This is a genomic window from Phytoamicus setariae (assembly GCF_016722925.1).
Taxonomy (GTDB): Bacteria; Pseudomonadota; Alphaproteobacteria; order Rhizobiales; family Rhizobiaceae; genus Rhizobium_E; species Rhizobium_E setariae.
Window position 1 is genome coordinate 271,743 of sequence record NZ_JAEQNC010000001.1, and the last position, 21,745, is coordinate 293,487.

Below are 21,745 nucleotides of genomic sequence, written 5' to 3' on the forward strand. Positions count from 1 at the left end.
CGCTAACATTTTTAGAGGATGGGACGGTTGCGTGCAGATCGAAATCGAAGGTGCGGGATGCTGGGCGTGGAACAACAAGCATGCGAGCGCATTGTACTCGAAGTCAACCGGTGGTCAGCGGATGACGCGTTACCGGGCACGAGGAGAACGAGCCATGTTTGAGCACAAATTCTTCGCATCTGCGTTTTTAGCCTTAACAATGATGACCAGTGCAGCGTCCGCAGCCGATATCGCCTTGGCGAAAAACTCCATGAGGCTGTATGGGGGCCCATCGAAAGATTACCCAGCCATTGCGATGATAACCTGGAGGCAAAGCCTTAAGGTCGTTGGATGCGACAGGCGAGTCGGATGGTGTGAGGTCTTGGTCGACGGCCAGCGCGGTTGGGTGGAGGGTAACAGGTTGACCTGGCCGACAATGCCGGCCTATCGCGCGATAGACCTTCGCCATGATGCCGTGCACGTCACGATTTGAAGTTGTGATAATTCGAGTTTGCAAGGCACTAGACCCTGCAATTCGACTGCACAGGCATAGGAATAATACAATCTTTACGAGGTTTTGAAAATTCGTTGCTGTAACTCGGCACCGACAAGCTCAGCGTGTATATCGCATCACTAAGTCAAGGTCTTCTTAAGAGAAGTGTGAGACATCTCAACACGGGGATGCCAAGGGTGGCCCTTTTGTAATTGCGGTGCGGGCGTACAATGTTAAAGGCGTATGATGCTGGGAAAAATGGGATAGCGCCGTTCAGGCGTTTCTTCACTCTGCATTACGTGCCAGCCATTGTTGCAATAATTGCGATGCTTGGAATACTTATCTACGCCGACTGGCTGAACCAAAGCGAGGTCATGCAAGCCAAGCGGAATGCCGTTTCCGACCAGGTTAGCGAAATCCGCACACGGCTGGAAAACAACATCAACGGCAATATCCAGCTGATGCGCGGCCTTGTTGCTGCGGTCGAGATCGAGCCGACGATGGAGCAGGCAGAATTTGAGCATATTGCCAGGCATGTGACCGCCAATTCCAACCAGTTCCGCAACATCGCCGTCGCACCCAATTTTGTCGTTCGAATGGTTTATCCGTTCGAGACGAACCAGCAGGTCATTGGGCTGGACTATATGCGGAACGAACGGCAAAGACCGGCCGCACTGGAAGTTCTTGACACCCAAAAAGTGGTCGTGACGGGGCCAATCAAGCTGGTGCAGGGAGGGGAAGGGCTTGTCGCACGCTTTCCTATGACCATCGAGGGGGGCTATGGACAGAATGTGTTCTGGGGTATCACCTCGGCGGTCATGGATATGCAAGCGCTCTATCGCGATAGTGGCCTGACATCATCCACGCTTCCCATCGACGTTTCCATTTCCACAATGCCGCGAGACGGTAGCGTTGGTGAAACATTTTTCGGCAAGCGGGATACGCCCGCTAGCGATCCGGTCAGTTCGGTGATCCGGATTGGTCACGAAGACTGGTTGATCACGGCTGAGCCAAAGGCTGGCTGGCACCTCTCCTTCATCCAGATCTGGCGCTTCCGGCTTTTGCTGCTGTTCGGGGAATTCCTCGTGGTGTTGCCCATGCTCTGGGCCGGGCGCCTGATGGAAGAACGCCAGCGTAGCGCCCTGAAGCTTGCACAGCGTGAAGACGAAGTGAAGAGGATGTCGCATCGCCTGCGGATCGCGCTGCAGACATCAGAGATCGGTGTTTGGGAGTACAACATCACCGCTGACCAGTTGCTGTGGGACAAGCGGATGAGGGATCTTTACGACATCGACCAGGAGAGCGGGACGATAAGTTACGAGGATTGGCGCAGGGCCATCCATCCTGACGATGTCGATGAAGCGATGCGGAGTTTTGCCGCTTCTGTCGACAATGACGTCAACTACCGCAGCGAATTCAGGGTCGTCTGGCGCAACGGCGACATCCGCCATGTTCGCGCGATCGGTTCAATCTATCGCGACTCTACAGGCAATCGCAAGATCGTCGGCGTCAATTGGGATGTCACCGCCGACGTCCAGCTGCAGGCGGATTTGCGCCAGGCCAAACGTCAGTCCGACGAGCAGAACAGGGCGCTCGAGCAGGCGCGGTTGCGCATGGAAAGTGCTGCCCTGCATGATGCCCTGACCGGATTGCCGAACCGGCGCTACCTCGACCGGGTCATGGTCGAGCTCGATACGGCAAGACTGGCAGACGACATCACTATCCTGCACATCGATCTCGATCGGTTCAAGGACATCAATGATACCCTTGGCCACGCTGCGGGCGATCGCATTTTGCGCCATTCCGCCAAGACGCTTCGGGAGAATATCCGTGAGAACGACTTCCTGGCCCGCATCGGCGGCGACGAATTCGTGATCGTATCGCGCGGCGTGGGGCTGGATCAGATATCCGCAATGGCGTCCCGCCTCATCGATGCGATCAGCAAGCCCGTCGACTACGAGGGGCACGAATGCAGGGTGGGCGCCAGCATCGGCATCGCCTGCCGCTCCAACGAGGGCGAAGGCATCGACGAACTGCTCGTCAACGCCGACATTGCTCTCTACGAAGCCAAGCGCCGTGGCCGCAACCGGGTCGAGCATTTCACCGACACGTTGAGGCTGGTCGCCATCAACACCAAGAAGACGGCTGACGAGATCCTGCGTGGACTTGAGCAAAATGAGTTCATCGCCCATTTCCAGCCGCAGTTCGACGCCCATACGCTCGAAATTGTTGGCATCGAGGCGCTGGCCCGATGGGATCATCCGAGCAAGGGGATGCTGCCCCCCAGTGCGTTCTTGCAGATCGCCGAGAGCTTGAAAGTCGTCTCGACCATCGACGACATCATTCTCAATCAGGCGCTGTTGCAACATTATCGGCTGGCGGCAAACGGCATCCACATCCCCAAGGTCTCGGTCAACATTTCCGCCCAGCGTCTGCGCGACGAAACCTTGCTCGACCGACTGAGGAACTTGAGTTTCCGGCCGGGCACCTTGTCATTCGAACTGTTGGAGTCGATTTCTCTCGACGGCCATGACGGGGAACTGATTCCGCAGATCGAGAAGATCCGCGATCTTGGTATCGACATCGATATCGATGATTTCGGCACGGGTTATGCTTCGATCGTTACCTTGTTGAAATTGACGCCCAAGCGATTGAAAATCGACCGACAGTTGATCCTCCCGATCGTCAATTCGACCTCCCAGCAGCGATTGGTCAGCTCGATCATCGAGATAGGCCGTTCGCGTGGAATCGAGATCGTCGCCGAAGGCGTCGAGACAATAGCCCATGCCGAGATCCTGCGTGACCTCGGTTGCAATGTCCTGCAGGGATATGCACTGTCAAAGCCGCTCAGCCCGGCGCAACTGCTGGAATTTGCAAGTGAACGCCGCTGGTTCGGCAATTGGCCCGGCGCCAAGGCAGGCTAGGCAGCCTGCAGCCCCCCGAAGACCGCAGCAGCGCACATTGCCTGTGCTGGCCCGTTTCCGGCATATCCGGTTGCATCTTGACGATTGACCGGAGTATCGTTGCCGTTGCGGCCCATGGACGAAGCAACCCGACGGCCGGATTTGGCTTTGACGTTTTGCAGCAGACTTCGAAAGTTCATGTATGCCGGCAAGGAAAAAATCCCTTATTCGCTCGACATCCATTGCATTGTTATCGAGCGGTGTGGTGCTTGTCGGAATCGTCGCCTCGATGGTCTACCTCGTCTACCGGACCCAGGATTTCGTCTCTGGCGCGGTGGAGGCGCGGACGGTGCGCAGTGCGGCCGCCGACCTGCTTTTGGCCGTCCAGGACGCGGAGACCGGACAGCGCGGCTTTCTGCTGACGCAGGAGGACGCATTCCTAACGCCATATCTCGAATCCATTGGAAAGCTCGAGGAGCGGGAGGCTGAATTCGACAGGGCTCTGTCGCAGAGCGACTTCATCGCGGTGGATCCCGAGCTCATCAAGCAGACGATCAACAGCAAGATTGCCGAGCTTCGCCAGACATTGGCGCTTGCGCAGGCCAATCGTCGCAACGAGGCGATGGAGGTCTTGCGCAGCGAATACGGTCTCAGGCTGATGGCTGACATCCGCGCGGAGCTGTCAGGGATCATCGAAGCCTCGGATGCCCGGATCGAAAGCCAGCTTACGACACAGGTGGAACTGGCCACGCTGCTGCGTTTGGCAACCGTCGTCGGCGCAATCCTCATCGTGTGCATCATGATTGCGGTGATTGCCGTTATGCGTCGGTATGTGCTCGAGATCCTGGCTGCGCGCGTGGAACTGGAAGGGTTGAATGCCAGCCTGGAGGAACGGGTCAGGGAGCGCACACAGGACGTGCTTGCCGCCAACCAGGAGATCCAGCGTTATACCTACATAGTCACCCACGATCTTCGGGCGCCGCTCGTCAATATAATGGGTTTTACCAGCGAACTCGACGCCGCGCTGAAAGCCATCTCCACCTATTTTAATACCGCTGACAATCTCGATCCGCAGGCTAAGGAAGCGGCGGAGCACGCGGTCAGTGAGGACCTGCCCGAGGCCATCGGTTTCATCCGCTCCTCCACGAGCAAAATGGATGCCCTGATCAGTGCCATCCTCAAGATCTCGCGCGACGGTCGCCGAGATCTGAAGCCTGAGACGATCGATCTGGAAAGCCTCATCAATTCGGCAACGCAGACCATTCGCCACCAGGTTTCCGATGCGAACGGTGAGATTGAGATTTCCATAGGCGTGCGACAGATCGTTTCCGACCGTTTTTCCATCGAACAGGTCATCGCCAATCTCCTCGATAACGCCGCCAAATACAAGGAGCCGTCGCGGCCGCTGCGGTTGTCGATAAGAACCTATGTCGTAAACCGTTTGACGGTCGGCATCGAGGTGGCGGACAACGGCCGTGGTATTTCCGATGGCGACCGCGAACGTGTTTTCGAGCTTTTTCGTCGTGCCGGCGTGCAGGATAGTCCGGGGGAAGGGATCGGGCTTGCGCATGTCCGTTCGCTCTTGCGCAACATGGGTGGTGACATCGAGTTGCGATCCGAGATTGGTAAAGGAACGACATTCATGATACGCCTGCCTCTGAATCTCGACGCTGTTTTGAGGAGTGCCAGACCATGATGGCCGCAGGCAAAGAAGTGACGATCGTCATGATAGAAGACGACGAGGGTCACGCCAGGCTGATCGAGAAAAATGTGCGGCGTGCCGGAGTAAACAACCCGATCATGCCGTTCACCAATGGAAACTCGGCTCTCGACTTCATCCTTGGCCATGACCGCAGCGGCGAGAACTTCAATCGCTATCTGCTGATCCTGTTGGACCTGAACCTTCCCGACATGTCGGGCATCGATGTCCTCGAGCGGGTCAAGTCCAATCCCCATACCAAGCGCCTGCCGGTGATAATTCTGACGACGACTGACGACGAGCGGGAAATCCAGAAGTGCTACGATCTCGGCGCCAATGTCTATATCACCAAGCCGGTTGACTATGACAGCTTCGCCCACGCGATACGCCAATTGGGTCTGTTCTTTTCAGTAATGCAAGTTCCTTGATGGTGTGACGGCGAATGACGAAAAAGCTGCTGTATATCGATGACGATTTCGGACTGGTTCGTCTGGCGCAGAAGGCCTTCGACCGTGCGGGTTACGAGGTGGTGCACGCGTCAGATCCGGAGATGGGGCTGGTGCGCCTCGCCGAAGGCGACATATCGGGGATCATCCTCGATCACTATCTGCAAAGCTATACGGGACTGTCTTTTCTGGAGGAGCTCAACCGTCGGGGAATTCCTACGCCGGTCGTCTACGTCACGGGCTCCAGCGAGGCCAAGATTGCAATCGAGGCATTGAAGGCGGGCGCTGCCGACTACGTGATCAAAACGGTCGGTGATGAGTTCTGGCCGTTGTTGCTCAACTCCATCGAGCAGGCGCTGGAAAACGCGGAACTTCGTGCCGCGCGCCAGCTTGCGGAGCAGGAAATCCTAGCGGCAAAGGAGCGGGCAGAAATTCTGTTGGCGGAAGTCAATCATCGCGTCGCCAACAGCCTGGCGCTGGTGGCCGCCTTGATCCGGCTGCAGGTTTCGACAACCGAAGATGCCGCTGTCAAGAATGCGCTGGCCGAAACGCAGGCGCGCATTTCGGCAATCGCCGGCATGCATCGCAGTCTCTATACTTCGGATGATGTTCGCAGTGTGGATATGAACCGCTATCTATCGGCGCTGGTCTCGGATATTGCGCAGACGATGTCGAAGGACGGGCAGGAGCTGAATATCGAGTGTTCGCTCGATTCGATTGCCGTTTCGTCCGATAGGGCGGTTTCTGCTGGCATGATCGTGACAGAGCTCCTGACCAATGCGATTAAATATGCCTATCCCGATGGCGCGGCTGGTGCCATCCGGGTGAAGCTGGAGCGCATTCGCGACAGCGAGGCATTGCTGGTGGTGGAGGATGACGGGGCGGGCTACAATGTCGACAGCCCCGCTCAGGGAACGGGGCTGGGCTCCCGTATTGTTGCTTCGATGGCCAAGTCGATCGGCGATGGCATACGTTACGTGCCATTGGAAAGCGGCACGCGGGCCGAGGTCCATCTTAGCCTGCATCCCTGAACATTTCCCGCCGAAGGGTGAGTTTTGATATACTTTTCCCGCTGATGGCTATGCGTCGCGTTAGTTTATGAATGGCCGTCCGGTCACTGCGAGAGCGCCTGAATCCGGGCCATAATCCCCATCGCCTTCGATGTTGAGCAATTCGGTAAGGCGAGTTCTTGCGCGGTTGACGCGGCTTTTGATCGTGCCGATTGCACATCCGCAGATCTCGGCCGCTTCTTCATAGGAAAAGCCAGTGGCGCCGATCAGGATGATTGCCTCGCGTTGGTCGTCGGGCAATTTTTCCAATGCAATCTTGAAATCACTGAAATCCAGAGCACCGTACTGACCGGGGTGGCTGGCGAGTTGTTCCGTGTAGTAACCGTCCGAATCCTGTATTTCCCGCCCGCTTTTTCGGATCTGGCTATAGAATTCGTTGCGCAGGATGGTGAAAAGCCAGGCTTTCATGTTTGTTCCGGGCTCGAAGGATGTTTTCTTCGCCCAGGCTTTCATGATGGTGTCCTGTACCAGATCGTCAGCTCTGTCGTGTCGACCGCTCAGCGAAACGGCAAAGGCGCGCAGACTGCCGAGGCAGCCGAGCATGGTACGTTTGAAATCATCGTCCAGCGCTTCGGCGGCTGTGGTCATTTTCCGGATTCCTCAGCGGAGGCCTGTCGTGCCGCGGCTTGCTCGGCTTGATCCAGCTTTTCAAGAAGGTCCAGCAGGCGATCCGGGATCGCCTCGTTTTGCAGGGAATCGTAGTACTGCCTCAGCTTTCGGGGTATTTCCTCAATCGGTGCCGGCAGTCCCGCTTCATCTGCTGATTTCATGTAATTTGCCATTATCGTTGTGCTCGTATCAGTGCGAATTTGTTTTCGGCATTGGTCCTAAACGATTGGAATATGGAAATGTTCCAATGCTCTGGAATATAATGCATGGCGCGTTCCTTATTGTCGGCAGGTCGCCCTTGCCGACCTAAAAGAGGAACAAATCCGAAAGGAGCACATTTCTATCATGTGTGACAACAAGGAGATGATCATGCTGTATTACGCTCTGCTTTTTCTGGTAGTTGCCGTCATTGCCGGCGTCCTCGGCTTTTCGGGCATCGCAGGAACGTCGGCCGGCATCGCACAGATCCTGTTCTTTCTTTTCCTGGCACTTCTTGCGGTGTCGCTGATCCTAAAGGCGATCCGCAGCGTTTGACGCAGTCAGGAATGGAGGCGGAGATGGCCGGGTCATGCGCCCGGCTTTTTGTTGGCTCAGTCCGGGCCAGACGGACGTAGAAAAAAAGCGGCATCGCCTGGCGATGCCGCTTCAATTAGTGAGTTCGGGCAATTGGGCTTATGCGTTGCCCAGCCAGCGATCGATTTCCTTTTCGGCGTCGTCCTGGGCCTTGCCATAACGCTCCTGGAGTTTGCCCGCGAGTTGTTTGCGATTGCCGGCAATCACATCCAGATCGTCGCCGGTCAGCTTGCCCCACTGCTCCTGGATCTTGCCTTTGGCCTGTTCCCAATTACCTTCGACTTGGTTCCAGTTCATGGTCTTTCCTTTCGAATGCTATTGCGTTGTATGGGCGAACGGTCGCTCCGCAATAAGAACGAACCCAGTCGCGGTAGGGTTCCCTGACAAATAGTTCACATTGCGTGTGTTCTGCCTAGAACCAAACCGGGAGAGGTACGTTGAAGCGGTTGCGGGACGCGCGGATTGCCCTCATTCGTTGCTCTGCCAAGGCGCCGCAATTGCCCCCGCACGCTGGCGTCTTATTTGAGGGAACCGTTCCCTTTTGCTCTCACCGAAGCGCGGCTGGTCGTCTGGCGACTGGAACAATACGTCTCAAAGGACGTTGCAGTATCAAGCCGGAAGCGATGCAAGTCCTCTTCGGCGGCAAATGGAAAACCATCAGCCCGGTGGCCTGCAGGAGCCGCCTGACGAAAGGACCGAAGTTATGACGATTACGACCATTCTCATAATCGTGCTGATACTCCTGCTAATAGGAGCCCTGCCAACTTGGCCGCATTCCCGCAATTGGAACTACGGTCCGACCGGGCTGATCGGAACGATCCTCATCATTGTCGTCATCCTGATGTTGATGAAGGTCATCTGACCCGGTACGCTCATGAGGAGAGAAGCAATGAAACCCATTCTACTCTGGATTATCGGCATACCTATCCAGGTGATCATCCTTCTGTATCTGCTCGGATGGGTAAACTGAGCCGACACATCTCGCATCGATTGACGTTTGAGGAGATAACAAAATGGCTGTAAGCAAAGCCCCCCAGGAAGCCCTGAAGTCCAATGGTTCGCAGGCATCGACGGCAGAAATCGAAGAACGTATTGAAGAACTGCGGGGCGAAGTCGCTGCGTTGACGAAGGCGCTCGCCGATTTCGGGGTAGCCAAGGCCGATGACTATCGTGCTGGTCTCGACCGACTTGCCGCGGATGTCAAGCAAGCCTCGGCACAGGCCTTTCAATCAGCAAAGGACGAGGCGGTATCGCTTGAGCAGAGTCTCGAAACCCAGATCCGCAGCCGGCCGCTGCACGCTGTCGGAATCGCCGTCGGCATCGGCTTCCTTGCGGCACTCCTGACACGGCGCGGATGAAGATGGCTGATCTGTTTGCTGCTTATGTCGCCCGTATGGAAGCGTCCGGTGAGCGGGTGGTCGTGACAATCATTGCCTATGCGGTCATCACCTTGCTGCTGTTGGTGGCGCTTGGCGCATCTATCTATGCCGCCGCGACTGCGGTGGCACTGGCCTACGGGCCTGTGGCGGCGGCGTTGAGCGTCGCGGTTTTCGCGCTTGTGGCCGCGCTCGCGGTGCTCGGGTGGCTTGGTTACAGGCGCAGAAGTCTTCGGCGCCGAAGATTGTTGCGCAAAGCGACGCAGCCGGCGCTGACCGCCGCTGCAATGCAGGCCCTTCCCGTCGCCTTGCGGGCCAGCCCGCTCGGAACACTCGCGGCCGTCGCTGCTGCGGCGTATGTGCTGGCCAAGGCCAGTCAGAAATAGGATGCCCGCAAACCTGTTCCGCCCGGATCGGGTTCCGGAGCTATTTGCCGAGTTGTCGAACAACGAAACGGATTTGTCGGAACCAATGCGTCACTAGCACGTTTATGGTCAGTTCAAGCCAGCGTCTGACTGCTTATATGGGAGTTTAGTTTATGACATTGACCGAGCGTGTAGCCACCCATCTCCCTTTTCTACGACGTTTTTCGCGAGCCATTACCGGCACACAGACCTCTGGTGACGCATTCGTAGCCGCCACACTCGAAGCGCTGATCGCCGACTTGTCGATATTTCCGGAGGCGTCGTCCGACCGTGTGGCGCTCTACAAGCTTTATGTTCGCATCCAGAAGTCGGCTTCGATAAATATTCCCCCGGTCGTGTCGCCTTTTGCCTGGGAAACCAAGGCGATGTCGAACCTGTCTTCGGTGCCAACCATGGCGCGGCAGGCGTTCCTGCTCGTTTCGGTGGAGGATTTCAATCTCGCAGAAACCGCCGAAATTCTCGATGCATCGGCGGAACAATGCCGGGCATTGGTCGATGAAGCGGCAAGGGAAATCTCTCGCCATATCTCGACCGAGATCATGATCATCGAGGACGAACCCTTGATTGCGCTCGACATTGAGCAGATCGTCGTCGATCTCGGGCACTCGGTCAGCGGCATAGCGCGCACCCGTGCGGAGGCTGTAGAGCTTTATCACCGCACCAATCCCGGCATGATCCTCGCCGACATTCATCTTGCTGATGGAAGCTCCGGCATCGATGCGATCAACGAAATCCTCAAGGTCGCCAGCATTCCGGTGATCTTCATCACCGCGTTTCCCGAGCGGCTGTTGACGGGTGAACGGGCGGAGCCGACCTTCCTCGTCACCAAGCCCTATAATCCGGATATGTTGAAGGCGCTGATCAGTCAGGCTTTGTTCTTCAAGGAGAACGCGACGTCGCAGCGGGTTCAGTCGGCGTGACGATTGGGAAAAACCGGTTCGTGCGCCTGGGGTTCGGCACGGACAGAAAGTAGAATTGAACGGGCGTCGCACCTCCTGGTCCGGCGGTTTCGAGGTGGGTTGTGGTGCAACGATTTCTCTGGCGCGCCGATCATGTGAATGCGGACTCCCTGAGTACATTCATGGTCGTGGCACTGCTGGATATGAGTGCAAGTCTGATCCTGCAGGACTCCGATGATGCCTATCTCTGCATCACCGGCCTACCAGACTGTTGGAGCATCGACGGGTCCACGGTGCCCGCGGACAACACCATCTTCGGAGATGCGATCGCCGGCATGCTGGCAAGTGCGAAATGCCGCGCCCGCCAGTCGGGATCGACCGAGACGATCGAGGTGTCGCTCGACGAGCGGCGCTATTTCGAGTTTCGGATCCTGGTGTTCTTCGTCGGAGAGTCGCGGTCGCAAGTCATCACCACGATCGTCGATCGTACCGAGGATCGCCGGCGCGAGAAGGTGCTGCAAGGCTTACTGAGGGATGTCAGTCACCGGTCGAAAAACCTGCTGGCGATCATCCAGAGCATCGCCACGCAGACGTCGCAGCATACCGACTCGATCGATGCCTATGTGCAGAAGCTGAGGGGCCGGATCTACTCGCTCTCGCGGTCACAGGATCTGGTCACGGATTCGGGCTGGCGCGGCGCTTTCGTGCGTGATCTGCTGGATCAGCAGGTTGCTGCCTACATGCCCGGACGCCAGAATAGGGTGAACTTTACCGGCGAGAACGTTTTGCTGTCGCCGAACGTCTCTATGCATCTAGGGCTGGCTTTTCACGAATTGCTGGTCAACGCGATCAACTACGGCACGTTTCTTTCGACCGGAGAGCAGATCAAGGTCGATTGCCGTATAAAGAATGGCGGCGATGTCAGGCAGGTTAAGGTTCAGTGGAACGAGCCGGTTACACCCCAACATCCGCTGGTGTTGACTGACCTGCCCACTCCGGTGCGCCGCCTGGGAACGGCTATCCTGGAGAGAGTGGTTCCAGCCTCGGTGAACGGGCAGGCAAGATACTCAATTACACCAAAAAATATACATTACGAGCTGGCCTTCCCGGCCGACCCCGTCAGCATCAACTGATCGAGAGCAGAGCGAACCTCAAGGGACTTCGTCAAATGCCGTCGGTCCGCCCTCGTTTTCCATTTGTGCGATACGACGGGCTTCCGAGCGGGTGAATTTCAGACGTACGCCGATACCGCCGCCGTTCTCGGCAATGAACAACGCTCCTAAAGATTCCAACGCCGCTTGCAACGCATTGATGGTCGCGTCATCGGGCTTGGAAAGCTTGTTCTCAAACTCTCGGATCACATCTTCCGACACGCCGGACTGATCGGCGAGAATGGCGCGGGAAACATCAGTCAGCGCGCGAGCGGCGCGGCATTGGGATGCTGTGATCATGGTGCTCTCCTCACTGGCAAACGTCGATCCACTCCGCCCCGGTCAGTGCGACCAGCCGTTCGGGGGAAATACGCAGCGCGGCCTTTGTGCCGCCGGCTGCAGGAACGACCTCGTCATAGACCCGCAGGGAACTGTCGCAAAACACCTTCATCGGCTTTGGCAGCCCGAAAGGGCACACCCCACCGACCGGGTGGCTGGTTTCCCGCTCCACGTCCTCGAAATCGAGCATTCTCGGCTTGGTCTGGAAGCGGGCCTTGAACTTCTTGTTGTCAAGCCTCGCAGTTCCTCCGGCGACGACCAGGGCGATCTCGTCGCCGATCCTGAGTGCAAGCGTCTTGGCGATCTGGCCGGGCTCCACCCCGTGGCCTGCAGCCGCCAGTTCCACCGTGGCGGTGCTGACGTCCAGTTCGATGATATCGATATCGGGAGCGTTCAGGTTGAGAAATTCTTTGACCGAGGCAACACTCATGAAAATCGAACACTTGAAACTGTTGAAGGTGCCCGACTTATAGCTGCAAAGCGAAAATGCGCCAACCCTTTCGGACAGCGCATTTTACTTTCGGCGACTGGCTTGCGCGAAACTCCGGGTAATCCCCGGGGCGATCCCGCAGCGCAATCTTTCGTCTTCGGTCGGCATCCTTCCCTTGGTGTCGGACTGCTCCGACTATTCTCGAGGGTTTCGCTGTCTGGCGTCAGAACACTTTATTGCTAGCGGTCTTTCTGTCGAAGTCGATATTCAGGAGAAGGGTTACGGCTGCCAGGGTAAAGGTGGCGATAAGCGAAGCACTCAGTCCAAGAACAATCATTGCTCAACCTCTAGTGACGACATTGTCAGCTACACGTGGGTCTGTACACGCCCAGACTTGCTTGTAGCTTGCGCGCCAAACCCCTGCGATGCACGGCTTTTCGCGAGAGATGAATAAAGTCTTATCGACTGGCTTTATTTGGTGGATACCGAAAGTTTGCACCCTCCGTTAACCTTCAGGCAAGGAATTAACCATAAACATTGTTACTACGCCGGAATGGGATTGCTGAGCCAATCCATAGGCATGATGCCGCTTCGCCGTGCCGGTACTAAGACCCGGAATTCACTAAATATTTTGGCCGCACGTCCAGGCTTTCGTTCGGGTTTGTACCGAGCAAAAGGGGCAGGCGTGGCGGCGCAAGGGGATATGTCAGCCCATTGGCTGGCGTCATGCGTTTGGACGGGGACTGTATTGGTTGAGGCGGAAACATCGGCGGACAAGGAGCGGCGCGACGGCGGAAGCCTCGGCGGTCGGCTGCGTTTTGCCGGGCTCGAAGCCTCCGATACAGCGCTCATTCGAGAAAACCGCAATCAACTGCTGCCGCATGTGAAGCTGGCGCTGCGCGATCTCTTCCAGCGTTTCCAGACATATCCAGAAGCATCGCGAAATTTCCAGAGCGAGGCGCAACTCGAACGGCTGCACGACCTGAGCCAGTCTCACTGGGATGTGCTCACCGATGCCCGGTTCGATAGCCTTTACGCAGAGCGGGTGAAGGTACTCGCCGATACCGAAAGCCGCATCGGTCTCGATCCGCGCTGGCACATCGCCAGCCATGCGGTTGTGCTCGAGCACATTGTCGCGGGCCTGATCGAGCAATCCTGGCCGAAATCCTGGCTGAAGAGCGGCCAACGCCGCCGTCAGGACGCTATCTCGCTGGCGCGCGCAGTCGTTCGTGCCGTCATGGTCGATCTCGAGATCTCCGTTTCGCTTCGCTTCAACGAGACCCGCGTCAACCATCAACAAGCGCTTGCCAGCGCTCATGCCGGCCATCGGGCTGAAACATCAGCGCTTCTCGGCGCCATCACCGAGCGACTGCGGGCGAAGGACTTTTGCGGTCCCCTTTCGATCGATCTGGCTATTGACCATGCCGATACACTTGCCGGTCTTAACGATGCGCTGGAGGAGATCCGCACGTCGCTGTCCGGCTCGCGGGACGCGGCCGAACGCATGGGCGCATCCTCGGGGCGTATCGCACTATCGGCTGATACGGTCGCCCGCCAGGGCGTGGCTGCATCCGAGGCGTTGAACGCGGTCGCGTCCGAAATGGCGAACGCCACTTTGAAGGTTACCCAAAGCGCTAGGGATGCCCGCGCCGCGGAGGAGGCCACGCAGGCTGCCCGCCAGGCAGTCGTCTCCAGCGGCGCCATTGCCGAAAATGCCATCGCCGCGATGGCCGATATCGAACAGTCGGCGGAAAAAATCGGCCAGATCATCGGTGTCATCGATGAGATTGCATTCCAGACCAATCTGCTGGCGCTCAACGCTGGCATTGAAGCCGCTCGGGCCGGCGACTCCGGCCGGGGGTTTGCAGTGGTCGCCCAGGAGGTACGGGCACTCGCCCAGCGCTCGGCCGATGCGGCACGCGAAATCAAGGACCTGGTGACAGGAACCAAGGCGCAGGTCGAGAGTGGCGTGTCCATCGTCGCACGAACCCAGACTGCGATCGGCGACATTGTCACTCAGGTCAGCGGCATCAACGACAAAATCTCGGGTCTTGCTGCTGATACGAGTGAATCCGCCGCCGCCGTTGGCCTGATCGCACGCACGACGCAGGAAATTTCTGTCGAAGTAAGAGCAACAGCGTCCACCGCGACCGAGGCGGCCGGTCAGGCGACCGATCTCCAGACCGTGATCGTTGAGCTTGGCGAGACGATCCGTGCGTTCCGCCTACAAGCTTACGAGGGTTCGCCCAGGCACCATCATGCAAGCCCGCAACAGGCTATCTCCGGACAGGTCCATCGGCCCCATGCGGCAATCCAACCACCACTGCCGAACGTTGCCGCCGGAGGTCTCTCGCGATGAACTCGGCAAGACTGGCAATCGCAAAACAATACGGTGGGCGGGGACGGTGGCAGGGACGCCACGAATTGCTTCACGCCTCGCCGAAACAGGGAATGGGAAATGCGCAAATGATCAATGAGATCATTCAACCAGGGACAATGAAATGACCGCAAAAGCAGGCGCAGCCAAGAAACTGAGTCTTGGAAAGGTTCTCGATCTTAATGAAGCGAGTGCGCTTCACACCAAGCTGATGGCGTTGCGTGGCAGCAACCTGCGCATCGATGCATCCTCTGTCGAACGCGCCGGCGCGCTTTGCGTGCAGGTTTTGATGTCAGCCGCCAAGAGCTGGGAGGAGGAGAAGCACTCCTTCGCCTTTTCGAAAATCTCCGACGCCCTTGCAAAGACAATGCAGTTGATCGGCGTCAACTACGATCATCTGCTCGCAAAGGAGAGCAAATAATGAAGAAGAAAGTGCTGACAGTCGACGACTCCCGCACCATCCGCAACATGCTTCTGGTGACCCTCAACAATGCCGGCTTCGAAACGATCCAGGCTGAGGACGGCATCGAGGGCCTTGAGGTTCTGGAGCAGTGCAATCCGGATGTGATCGTCACCGATATCAACATGCCGCGTCTCGATGGCTTCGGGTTCATCGAAGGTGTGCGCAGGAACGACAAGTATCGTGCGATCCCGATCCTGGTCCTGACGACCGAAAGCGACGCCGAAAAGAAGAACCGCGCGCGACAGGCCGGCGCCACCGGCTGGATCGTCAAGCCGTTTGATCCGACCAAGCTCATTGATGCCATCGAGCGCGTAACCGCTTAAGGGAAGTTTTCCTATGGATATGAACGAAATCAAAGAGATCTTCTTCCAGGAGTGCGAGGAGCAACTCGCCGAACTGGAATCCGGTCTGCTGAAAATGAACGATGGCGAAACGGATTCGGAAACGGTCAATGCCGTTTTCCGTGCCGTTCACTCCATCAAGGGCGGTGCCGGTGCCTTTGGCCTCGACGATCTGGTCGCTTTCGCCCACGTCTTCGAGACCACTCTGGATTGCGTTCGTTCCAACAAGCTCGACCCCGGCCAGGAAGTGATGAAGGTCATGCTGAAGTCGGCCGACGTGCTCGCCGACCTCACCAATGCCGCCCGTGATGGAGGCAAGATCGAGCCGAGCCGGACAAGTGGCCTCGTCAAGGACCTGGAAGCGCTTGCCAATGGCGAAGCGCCGTCGGGTGCCTCGTCTTTCATCGAACCGGTTGCCCGGGTTGCCGCTGCGCCGGCCGCCGAGGCGCCGAAGCCATCCGATGACAGCGGTTTCCAGCCGATTCCGTTCTCCTTTGACGATTTCGGCGATGACGATACTGCAACAGCCGAGCTGCCTTCGTTCGAAATCATCTTCAAGCCGCGCTCGGATCTCTATTCGAAGGGCAACGATGCCGCGCTTCTGCTGCGCGACCTTCGCCGTCTTGGCGACATGAGCATTCATTGCGACATGTCCAGCCTGCCGCCGCTCGACCAGCTCGATCCGGAGGCCGCCTATTTCGGTTGGAAGATCTGGATCAAGACCGACAAGGGCGAGGAAGCCATCCGCCAGGTTTTCGAATTTGCCGAGTGGGATTGCGAACTCGAGATCAAATCGCTCGAATCCGCGCCGGAAGCCACCGAAGAGCTGCCGATGCAACCGATTCCGTTCGACCTGAGCATGCTTGACGAAGAGCCCGTGATGTCGATGGGCGTGGATGAGCCGTCCGACGACTTTTCCAGCGCGATAACAGCGGCGCAGCAGGCGACGCAGGCCACAGCGCAGGTCGTACAAGCGGCCGCCAGCGTCGCGGCACCGGTCGTTGACCGTCGCGAAGGTGGCGACCGTCGCGAAAACAATGCCGCTGCCGCCAAGGCAACTGACAATTCGGGTGGGGCAAACCCCACCATCCGCGTTGATCTCGATCGCGTCGACCGCCTGATCAATCTGGTCGGCGAACTCGTTATCAACCAGGCCATGCTGGCCCAGAGCGTCATCGAAAACGACTCGACGGGTACCCAGGGCATCAATATGGGTCTCGACGAGCTGCAGCAGCTCACCCGCGAGATCCAGGACAGCGTGATGGCGATCCGCGCGCAGCCGGTCAAGCCGGTGTTCCAGCGTATGTCGCGCATCGTTCGCGAAGTCGCCGACATGGTTGGCAAATCCGTCCGTCTCGTCACCGAGGGCGAAAACACCGAAGTCGACAAGACGGTCATCGACAAGCTTGCCGAACCGCTGACACACATGATCCGGAACTCGGTCGATCACGGCATCGAATCTCCGGAAAAACGCGCAGCCCTCGGAAAGCCCGCGGATGGCACCGTTCGCCTGACCGCCAAGCATCGCTCCGGCCGCATCGTCATCGAGCTTTCCGACGATGGCGCCGGCATCAACCGCGAAAGGGTCAAGCAGAAGGCGATCGAGAACGATCTCATCCCGGCCGATGCTAACCTGTCGGACGAGGAAATCGACAACCTGATCTTCATGCCGGGCTTCTCCACGGCCGACAAAATCACCGACGTTTCGGGCCGTGGCGTCGGCATGGACGTGGTCAAGCGCTCGATCCAGGCGCTTGGCGGCCGCATCTCGATCCAGTCCCGTCCGGGCCAAGGCTCGACCTTCGTGATGAGTCTGCCGCTGACGCTGGCAGTCCTCGACGGCATGGTGGTGACGGTCGCAAACCAGACGCTGGTGGTGCCGTTGACGGCCATCGTCGAAACGCTGCAGCCGGAAGCAAGCGCCATCCACTCTTTTGGCGCTCACCAGAAGCTTATCGCCATCCGCAACTCTTTCTGCCCGCTCGTGGATGTCGGCCGGATCCTCAACTATCGCGGCACGCCGGCCAATCCGGTCGATGGCGTCGCGCTGTTGGTGGAATCGGAAGGCGGAGGCCAGCGCGCACTGATGGTGGACGCCATCCAGGGCCAGCGCCAGGTCGTTATCAAGAGCCTCGAAGCCAACTACACCCACGTTCCGGGCATCGCGGCTGCAACCATCCTCGGCGATGGACGCGTGGCGCTGATTTTGGATGTCGATGCGGTCGTCGCCGCGTCGAGGGGACAGGCGCTCAAGATCGACAACGCGCTCGCCGCAACCGGCTGAATGTAACAAAGGGGTCTCGGGAAGTCAGCATGTCGTACACTGCAAAAACCACATCGCAAAGCGGACGGGAGCTTATTGCCTTCCGGATAGGCGATCAGGAATTTACCGTGAACATCATGGCCGTACGCGAAATTCGTGGTTGGACTGCCGCGACCCCAATGCCGCATTCGCCGTCCTACGTGCTGGGAGTGATCAACCTGCGGGGCGTTGTCCTGCCGATCGTGGATCTGTCGGCCCACTTGGGTATGAAGCCGGTCAAGCCCACCTCCAGGCATGTCATCATCGTCGCCCAGGTACGCGACACGATCGTGGGACTGCTTGTCGATGCGGTGTCGGATATCCTGACGGTGACCGATGAAAACGTCCAGCCGACACCGGAAGTTGCCTCCGATATGGAGCGAAACTTCGCGCGCGGAATCCTCGCGCTCGATAACCGGATGATCTGCCTCGTGGAACTAGAGGCGATTTTTCCAGACACAGAAAGTGAAGCGGCCTGAACATGACCCTAGCCATCGACCCGCGCCGCAGCAGCCAGGATGAAATTCTTGCTGGAGGCGAATTCCCCCTGATGCGCAGGGACCTCGCCGAAATCGCGGCGATGATCTATTCGGATGCAGGTATCTATCTCAACGAAACCAAGGCATCGCTGGTCTATTCCCGCCTGTCGAAGCATATCAGGCAACTCGGGCTGAAGAACTTCCGCTCGTATTGCGAACTGGTCTCGTCGCCGGAAGGTGCCGGGGAACGTCGTGAGATGCTTTCGTATCTGACCACGAACTTCACGCGCTTCTTCCGCGAGAACCATCATTTCGATCACTTGCGGACGGAGGTCCTTCCCGGACTGATCACGCGGTTGAAGGCCGGCGGACGGGCGCGGATCTGGTCGGCGGCATCGTCGGACGGTCAGGAGCCATATTCGATCGCACTGACGGCGCTTTCGGTCATGCCGAACATTGCCGACTACGATTTCAAGATTCTCGCCACCGACATCGATCCCAAGATCCTGGCTGCGGCCCGGCTTGGCGCCTACGACGAGAGCGCGCTGGAAACCGTCAGCCCGCAGATGCGCAAGCAATGGTTCCAGCAGGTCAGTATCGGCGGTAAGCCCAAATGGCAGGTGGCGGACGCGGTCAAGCGGCTGATCACCTACAACGAACTGAACCTGATGGCGAGCTGGCCGTTCAAGGGGCAGTTCGACGTGATCTTCTGCCGCAACGTGGTGATCTATTTCGACGAGCCGACCCAGGTGAAGATCTGGACGCGATTCTCGGATTTGCTGCCGGTCGGCGGGCATCTCTATATCGGCCATTCCGAGCGTGTCTCGGGCGAATCCAAGGCGTGGTTCGACAACACCGGGATCACGACCTACAAGTTTCTCGGCAAGTCCGGTGGGAGGAAGGGCTGATGGCGCCAGCAAGAGTGCTTGTTGTCGATGACTCCGCCACCATGCGCGGCTTGATCTCGGCCGTTCTCAACTCCGACCCGGAGGTGAGTGTTGTCGGACAGGCTGGCGACGCGATGGAGGCGCGCGCCGCTATCAAGGAACTCAATCCGGATGTCGTGACCCTCGACATCGAGATGCCGAACATGAACGGCCTCGAATTCCTCGAGAAGATCATGAAGCTCCGGCCGATGCCGGTGATCATGGTGTCCTCGCTCACGCACCGTGGCGCGGAAGCGTCGATCGCGGCGCTCGAGATCGGAGCATTCGATTGCATCGGCAAGCCTGCTCCCGGCGATGTGCGCCCGTTCCATGAGCTCATCGACAAGGTCAAGGCGGCGGCCCGTTCGGGCTATCGCTATCAGACGATGCGCGCGGCTGCTCCCCAGCCCGTCCAGGCAGCCAACGCCAACGTCGCTGCGGCGAACTATCGCGTCGGCCGCAAGGTTGTGGCAATCGGCTCTTCGACCGGGGGCGTCGAGGCGCTGATAGAAGTTCTTAAGGGTTTTCCGGTTAATTGCCCTCCGACCGTTATCACACAGCACATGCCGTCGACTTTCACCAAGAGCTTCGCGGAAAGGCTGAACCGGATCTGCGCACCGCAGGTCCAGGAGGCAACCGATGGCGCGCGTTTGGAGATTGGTCGAATCTATCTCGCCCCGGGCGGAGAGCGGCACACGGTCGTTGCCAATCCTCATGCTCCGGTCTGCCGGCTGCTCGACAAGCCTCCGGTCAACGGCCATCGGCCGTCGGTCGATGTGCTGTTTGATTCTGTCGCGGAACTGGCGGGACGCAATGCCGTCGGGGTGATCCTGACGGGAATGGGCCGCGACGGTGCCGCCGGCCTTTTGAAAATGCGGCACGCAGGCGCTCGCACTCTCGGGCAGAACGAGAAAACCTGCGTTGTCTATGGAATGCCCCGCGTGGCGTTCGAACTCGGTGGTGTGGAAACACAATTGCCACTGAACGCGATCGGGGAAGAAGTACTGAAACTTACGGCCGCCCGTAAAGAAGGAAGCGAATAAATGTCTATCGCTGAAAAAATCAAGGTCCTCATCGTCGATGACCAGGTTACCAGCCGCCTGCTGCTCAGCGATGCGCTGACCCAGCTTGGTTTTAAACAGATTACCTCTGCCGGCGATGGCCAGCAGGGCGCGCAGATCATGGCGCAGCAGCCGCATCACCTGGTGATCTCGGATTTCAACATGCCGAAGATGGACGGCCTTGGCCTCCTTCAGGCGGTGCGTTCCAATCCGGCGACCAAGAAGGCGGCCTTCATCATCCTGACGGCGCAGGGCGATCGCGCTCTGGTCCAGAAGGCTGCGCAGATGGGTGCCAACAACGTGCTGGCCAAACCCTTCACCATCGACAAGATGCGGGCTGCCATCGAAGCCGTCTTCGGATCGCTGAAATGAACACAGACGGCTTCCGGCGGGTTCATGTCATACAGGGCGAGTGGAAAGTCTCGAACGATCCCAATGTCGTCCTGTCGACTGTGCTTGGTTCCTGCGTGGCAGCCTGTCTGCGTGACCCGGTGCTTGGCGTTGGGGGCATGAATCATTTCCTCTTGCCGGGCTCCGTGGAGACGATGGCTCAGGGGGGCGATGTTTCCCGCTACGGCGTGCATCTGATGGAGTTGTTGATCAACGGCCTCCTGAAGCAGGGAGCGCGGCGTGATCGGCTGGAAGCGAAGATTTTCGGCGGCGCGAAAACGATCGCATCCTTTTCCAATGTCGGCCAGCAGAACGCGGAGTTTGCAACCCGATTTCTGAGGGACGAGGGAATTACGATTGCGGGCTCGTCAACCGGTGGCGACGCTGGCCGCAAGCTTGAATTCTGGCCGGTTTCCGGCCGGGCTCGCCAATACGCGCTTTCGGGCGCGGAAACACAACGTACTGTACAACTGGAAACCAGGCCGGTGCCACCAAAGCCCGTCGAAAGTTCCATCGAGTTTTTTTGAGTGTGAAGGGTTTTCAGTCATGCAGTCCAGTCTTGCGTCCCACGCGCCGTCCAATGACGAGTCGCTGTCGGACATTCTCATGCGGGTCGTTTCCGAATTGCATGACGTCGCCTATCTCATCGAACGCATAGAGCCCTTTCTGTCAGACTCCGGTTCCGAGGGCATTGCCGATAGCGCCGACCGGGTGATGGTGATGCAGGGTATCGATCTTGCCGTCCAGAAGGCGAGGGGACTTGCCGAATTCATCGATACCGTGACCGGCTCGATTCCGGAGGAGATCCTTGTCGATGTCACGACCGCGCTCAATCTCGTCAAGCTCGCCGATATGCAGCGCTCGCTTTCTGGCGGAATGCAGCGGCATGGTCATTCGCAGCCGCTCAAGCGGGCGGCGGGCGACATCGACCTCTTCTGACCATCACTGATCAACTGCTACCGGCAGATGAGCGACGGCTGGCTGGCTGTCGCTTTTTTGTTGCATTCTGCCTTC

26 protein-coding genes are annotated in these 21,745 nt (G+C 58.2%); 21 read left to right on the forward strand and 5 right to left on the reverse strand.

Features of this window, described 5'->3' with window-relative positions; all coding sequences use genetic code 11:
- Nucleotides 1–250 precede the first annotated feature (250 nt).
- The 5 genes from JJB09_RS27095 (at nt 251) to JJB09_RS01240 (ending at nt 6,551) form a co-directional block, all read left to right on the forward strand.
- A complete protein-coding gene (locus JJB09_RS27095) occupies nt 251–472 on the forward strand; it encodes an SH3 domain-containing protein (protein ID WP_425523675.1) in 222 nt (73 codons plus the stop codon).
- Between the two features lie 230 nt (nt 473–702).
- Nucleotides 703–3,396, forward strand: a complete 2,694-nt coding sequence (locus tag JJB09_RS01225) for a bifunctional diguanylate cyclase/phosphodiesterase (protein ID WP_201651963.1) — start codon at nt 703–705, stop codon at nt 3,394–3,396.
- Between the two features lie 181 nt (nt 3,397–3,577).
- Entirely contained in the window at nt 3,578–5,071 is a 1,494-nt protein-coding gene (locus tag JJB09_RS01230) for a sensor histidine kinase (RefSeq protein WP_201651965.1), read from the forward strand.
- A complete protein-coding gene (locus tag JJB09_RS01235; RefSeq protein ID WP_201651967.1) occupies nt 5,068–5,502 on the forward strand; it encodes a response regulator in 435 nt (144 codons plus the stop codon). The genes JJB09_RS01230 and JJB09_RS01235 overlap by 4 nt, the downstream gene beginning before the upstream one ends.
- Nucleotides 5,503–5,516: 14 nt before the next feature.
- Complete coding sequence (locus JJB09_RS01240; protein WP_201651969.1) at nt 5,517–6,551, forward strand: sensor histidine kinase; 1,035 nt, start codon at nt 5,517–5,519, stop codon at nt 6,549–6,551.
- A 60-nt stretch (nt 6,552–6,611) separates the two neighbouring features.
- Here the strand turns inward: JJB09_RS01240 and JJB09_RS01245 are convergent, their stop codons facing one another.
- Nucleotides 6,612–7,178 (reverse strand): RNA polymerase sigma factor, encoded by a 567-nt coding sequence (locus JJB09_RS01245; RefSeq protein ID WP_201651971.1) that lies wholly within the window; start codon nt 7,176–7,178, stop codon nt 6,612–6,614.
- Nucleotides 7,175–7,360, reverse strand: a complete 186-nt coding sequence (locus JJB09_RS01250; RefSeq protein WP_246748526.1) for a NepR family anti-sigma factor — start codon at nt 7,358–7,360, stop codon at nt 7,175–7,177. Before JJB09_RS01250 ends, JJB09_RS01245 begins: the two co-directional genes overlap by 4 nt.
- A 208-nt stretch (nt 7,361–7,568) precedes the next feature.
- Here JJB09_RS01250 and JJB09_RS01255 point away from each other — a divergent pair, with 208 nt between their 5' ends.
- A complete protein-coding gene (locus JJB09_RS01255) occupies nt 7,569–7,733 on the forward strand; it encodes a DUF1328 domain-containing protein (RefSeq protein WP_201651975.1) in 165 nt (54 codons plus the stop codon).
- Nucleotides 7,734–7,871: 138 nt separating this feature from the next.
- On the opposite strand, the gene JJB09_RS01260 is transcribed toward JJB09_RS01255, so the two are convergent.
- Nucleotides 7,872–8,069, reverse strand: coding sequence for a CsbD family protein (locus JJB09_RS01260; RefSeq protein WP_201651977.1), 198 nt, complete (start codon nt 8,067–8,069; stop codon nt 7,872–7,874).
- A 406-nt stretch (nt 8,070–8,475) separates the two neighbouring features.
- Between JJB09_RS01260 and JJB09_RS01265 the strand changes: the two genes are divergently transcribed.
- From JJB09_RS01265 to JJB09_RS01285, 5 genes are all read left to right on the forward strand, one after another.
- Nucleotides 8,476–8,634, forward strand: a complete 159-nt coding sequence (locus JJB09_RS01265; RefSeq protein ID WP_201651979.1) for a DUF3309 domain-containing protein — start codon at nt 8,476–8,478, stop codon at nt 8,632–8,634.
- A gap of 151 nt (nt 8,635–8,785) precedes the next feature.
- Nucleotides 8,786–9,130 carry an ElaB/YgaM/YqjD family protein gene (locus JJB09_RS01270; protein WP_201651981.1) on the forward strand — a complete coding sequence of 115 codons (345 nt, stop codon included), beginning with the start codon at nt 8,786–8,788 and terminating at the stop codon, nt 9,128–9,130.
- A gap of 2 nt (nt 9,131–9,132) precedes the next feature.
- Nucleotides 9,133–9,534 (forward strand): hypothetical protein, encoded by a 402-nt coding sequence (locus tag JJB09_RS01275; protein WP_201651983.1) that lies wholly within the window; start codon nt 9,133–9,135, stop codon nt 9,532–9,534.
- 152 nt (nt 9,535–9,686) lie between these two features.
- Nucleotides 9,687–10,493 (forward strand): response regulator, encoded by an 807-nt coding sequence (locus tag JJB09_RS01280; RefSeq protein WP_201651985.1) that lies wholly within the window; start codon nt 9,687–9,689, stop codon nt 10,491–10,493.
- A gap of 104 nt (nt 10,494–10,597) precedes the next feature.
- Nucleotides 10,598–11,605, forward strand: a complete 1,008-nt coding sequence (locus JJB09_RS01285; protein WP_201651987.1) for an HWE histidine kinase domain-containing protein — start codon at nt 10,598–10,600, stop codon at nt 11,603–11,605.
- Between the two features lie 18 nt (nt 11,606–11,623).
- Here the strand turns inward: JJB09_RS01285 and JJB09_RS01290 are convergent, their stop codons facing one another.
- Together JJB09_RS01290 and JJB09_RS01295 are read right to left on the reverse strand one after the other, a co-directional pair.
- Nucleotides 11,624–11,923, reverse strand: coding sequence for a helix-turn-helix domain-containing protein (locus tag JJB09_RS01290; RefSeq protein WP_201651989.1), 300 nt, complete (start codon nt 11,921–11,923; stop codon nt 11,624–11,626).
- A gap of 10 nt (nt 11,924–11,933) precedes the next feature.
- Nucleotides 11,934–12,392 carry a YbaK/EbsC family protein gene (locus tag JJB09_RS01295; RefSeq protein ID WP_201651991.1) on the reverse strand — a complete coding sequence of 153 codons (459 nt, stop codon included), beginning with the start codon at nt 12,390–12,392 and terminating at the stop codon, nt 11,934–11,936.
- A 748-nt stretch (nt 12,393–13,140) separates the two neighbouring features.
- Between JJB09_RS01295 and JJB09_RS26870 the strand changes: the two genes are divergently transcribed.
- The 10 genes from JJB09_RS26870 (at nt 13,141) to cheT (ending at nt 21,670) form a co-directional block, all read left to right on the forward strand.
- A complete protein-coding gene (locus JJB09_RS26870) occupies nt 13,141–14,751 on the forward strand; it encodes a globin-coupled sensor protein (protein ID WP_201651993.1) in 1,611 nt (536 codons plus the stop codon).
- Nucleotides 14,752–14,893: 142 nt separating this feature from the next.
- Entirely contained in the window at nt 14,894–15,190 is a 297-nt protein-coding gene (locus JJB09_RS01305) for an STAS domain-containing protein (RefSeq protein ID WP_201651995.1), read from the forward strand.
- On the forward strand, nt 15,190–15,555 hold the full coding sequence (cheY1, locus tag JJB09_RS01310; RefSeq protein WP_201651997.1) for a chemotaxis response regulator CheY1: 366 nt from the start codon (nt 15,190–15,192) through the stop codon (nt 15,553–15,555). The genes JJB09_RS01305 and cheY1 overlap by 1 nt, the downstream gene beginning before the upstream one ends.
- Before the next feature lie 13 nt (nt 15,556–15,568).
- On the forward strand, nt 15,569–17,857 hold the full coding sequence (locus JJB09_RS01315) for a chemotaxis protein CheA (RefSeq protein WP_201651999.1): 2,289 nt from the start codon (nt 15,569–15,571) through the stop codon (nt 17,855–17,857).
- Between the two features lie 29 nt (nt 17,858–17,886).
- Complete coding sequence (locus JJB09_RS01320) at nt 17,887–18,354, forward strand: chemotaxis protein CheW (RefSeq protein ID WP_201652001.1); 468 nt, start codon at nt 17,887–17,889, stop codon at nt 18,352–18,354.
- Nucleotides 18,355–18,356: 2 nt separating this feature from the next.
- Nucleotides 18,357–19,262 carry a protein-glutamate O-methyltransferase gene (locus JJB09_RS01325; protein ID WP_201652003.1) on the forward strand — a complete coding sequence of 302 codons (906 nt, stop codon included), beginning with the start codon at nt 18,357–18,359 and terminating at the stop codon, nt 19,260–19,262.
- Entirely contained in the window at nt 19,259–20,323 is a 1,065-nt protein-coding gene (gene cheB / locus JJB09_RS01330; RefSeq protein ID WP_201652672.1) for a protein-glutamate O-methylesterase CheB, read from the forward strand. The genes JJB09_RS01325 and cheB overlap by 4 nt, the downstream gene beginning before the upstream one ends.
- On the forward strand, nt 20,324–20,713 hold the full coding sequence (locus JJB09_RS01335; protein WP_201652005.1) for a response regulator: 390 nt from the start codon (nt 20,324–20,326) through the stop codon (nt 20,711–20,713).
- Complete coding sequence (cheD, locus tag JJB09_RS01340; protein ID WP_201652007.1) at nt 20,710–21,258, forward strand: chemoreceptor glutamine deamidase CheD; 549 nt, start codon at nt 20,710–20,712, stop codon at nt 21,256–21,258. The genes JJB09_RS01335 and cheD overlap by 4 nt, the downstream gene beginning before the upstream one ends.
- Before the next feature lie 19 nt (nt 21,259–21,277).
- Nucleotides 21,278–21,670: a chemotaxis protein CheT gene (gene cheT / locus JJB09_RS01345; protein WP_201652009.1), complete on the forward strand. Its 393-nt coding sequence runs from the start codon at nt 21,278–21,280 to the stop codon at nt 21,668–21,670.
- The last annotated feature ends 75 nt before the right edge of the window (nt 21,671–21,745 follow it).

Coding starts and splice junctions, on each gene's coding strand:
- JJB09_RS27095 (WP_425523675.1), top strand. CDS start 251: ATGAGGCTGTATGGGGGCCCATCGAAAGATTACCCAGCCATTGCGATG.
- JJB09_RS01225 (WP_201651963.1), top strand. CDS start 703: ATGTTAAAGGCGTATGATGCTGGGAAAAATGGGATAGCGCCGTTCAGG.
- JJB09_RS01230 (WP_201651965.1), top strand. CDS start 3,578: ATGCCGGCAAGGAAAAAATCCCTTATTCGCTCGACATCCATTGCATTG.
- JJB09_RS01235 (WP_201651967.1), top strand. CDS start 5,068: ATGATGGCCGCAGGCAAAGAAGTGACGATCGTCATGATAGAAGACGAC.
- JJB09_RS01240 (WP_201651969.1), top strand. CDS start 5,517: ATGACGAAAAAGCTGCTGTATATCGATGACGATTTCGGACTGGTTCGT.
- JJB09_RS01245 (WP_201651971.1), bottom strand. CDS start 7,178: ATGACCACAGCCGCCGAAGCGCTGGACGATGATTTCAAACGTACCATG.
- JJB09_RS01250 (WP_246748526.1), bottom strand. CDS start 7,360: ATGAAATCAGCAGATGAAGCGGGACTGCCGGCACCGATTGAGGAAATA.
- JJB09_RS01255 (WP_201651975.1), top strand. CDS start 7,569: ATGCTGTATTACGCTCTGCTTTTTCTGGTAGTTGCCGTCATTGCCGGC.
- JJB09_RS01260 (WP_201651977.1), bottom strand. CDS start 8,069: ATGAACTGGAACCAAGTCGAAGGTAATTGGGAACAGGCCAAAGGCAAG.
- JJB09_RS01265 (WP_201651979.1), top strand. CDS start 8,476: ATGACGATTACGACCATTCTCATAATCGTGCTGATACTCCTGCTAATA.
- JJB09_RS01270 (WP_201651981.1), top strand. CDS start 8,786: ATGGCTGTAAGCAAAGCCCCCCAGGAAGCCCTGAAGTCCAATGGTTCG.
- JJB09_RS01275 (WP_201651983.1), top strand. CDS start 9,133: ATGGCTGATCTGTTTGCTGCTTATGTCGCCCGTATGGAAGCGTCCGGT.
- JJB09_RS01280 (WP_201651985.1), top strand. CDS start 9,687: ATGACATTGACCGAGCGTGTAGCCACCCATCTCCCTTTTCTACGACGT.
- JJB09_RS01290 (WP_201651989.1), bottom strand. CDS start 11,923: ATGATCACAGCATCCCAATGCCGCGCCGCTCGCGCGCTGACTGATGTT.
- JJB09_RS01295 (WP_201651991.1), bottom strand. CDS start 12,392: ATGAGTGTTGCCTCGGTCAAAGAATTTCTCAACCTGAACGCTCCCGAT.
- JJB09_RS01305 (WP_201651995.1), top strand. CDS start 14,894: ATGACCGCAAAAGCAGGCGCAGCCAAGAAACTGAGTCTTGGAAAGGTT.
- cheY1 (WP_201651997.1), top strand. CDS start 15,190: ATGAAGAAGAAAGTGCTGACAGTCGACGACTCCCGCACCATCCGCAAC.
- JJB09_RS01315 (WP_201651999.1), top strand. CDS start 15,569: ATGGATATGAACGAAATCAAAGAGATCTTCTTCCAGGAGTGCGAGGAG.
- JJB09_RS01320 (WP_201652001.1), top strand. CDS start 17,887: ATGTCGTACACTGCAAAAACCACATCGCAAAGCGGACGGGAGCTTATT.
- JJB09_RS01325 (WP_201652003.1), top strand. CDS start 18,357: ATGACCCTAGCCATCGACCCGCGCCGCAGCAGCCAGGATGAAATTCTT.
- JJB09_RS01335 (WP_201652005.1), top strand. CDS start 20,324: ATGTCTATCGCTGAAAAAATCAAGGTCCTCATCGTCGATGACCAGGTT.
- cheD (WP_201652007.1), top strand. CDS start 20,710: ATGAACACAGACGGCTTCCGGCGGGTTCATGTCATACAGGGCGAGTGG.
- cheT (WP_201652009.1), top strand. CDS start 21,278: ATGCAGTCCAGTCTTGCGTCCCACGCGCCGTCCAATGACGAGTCGCTG.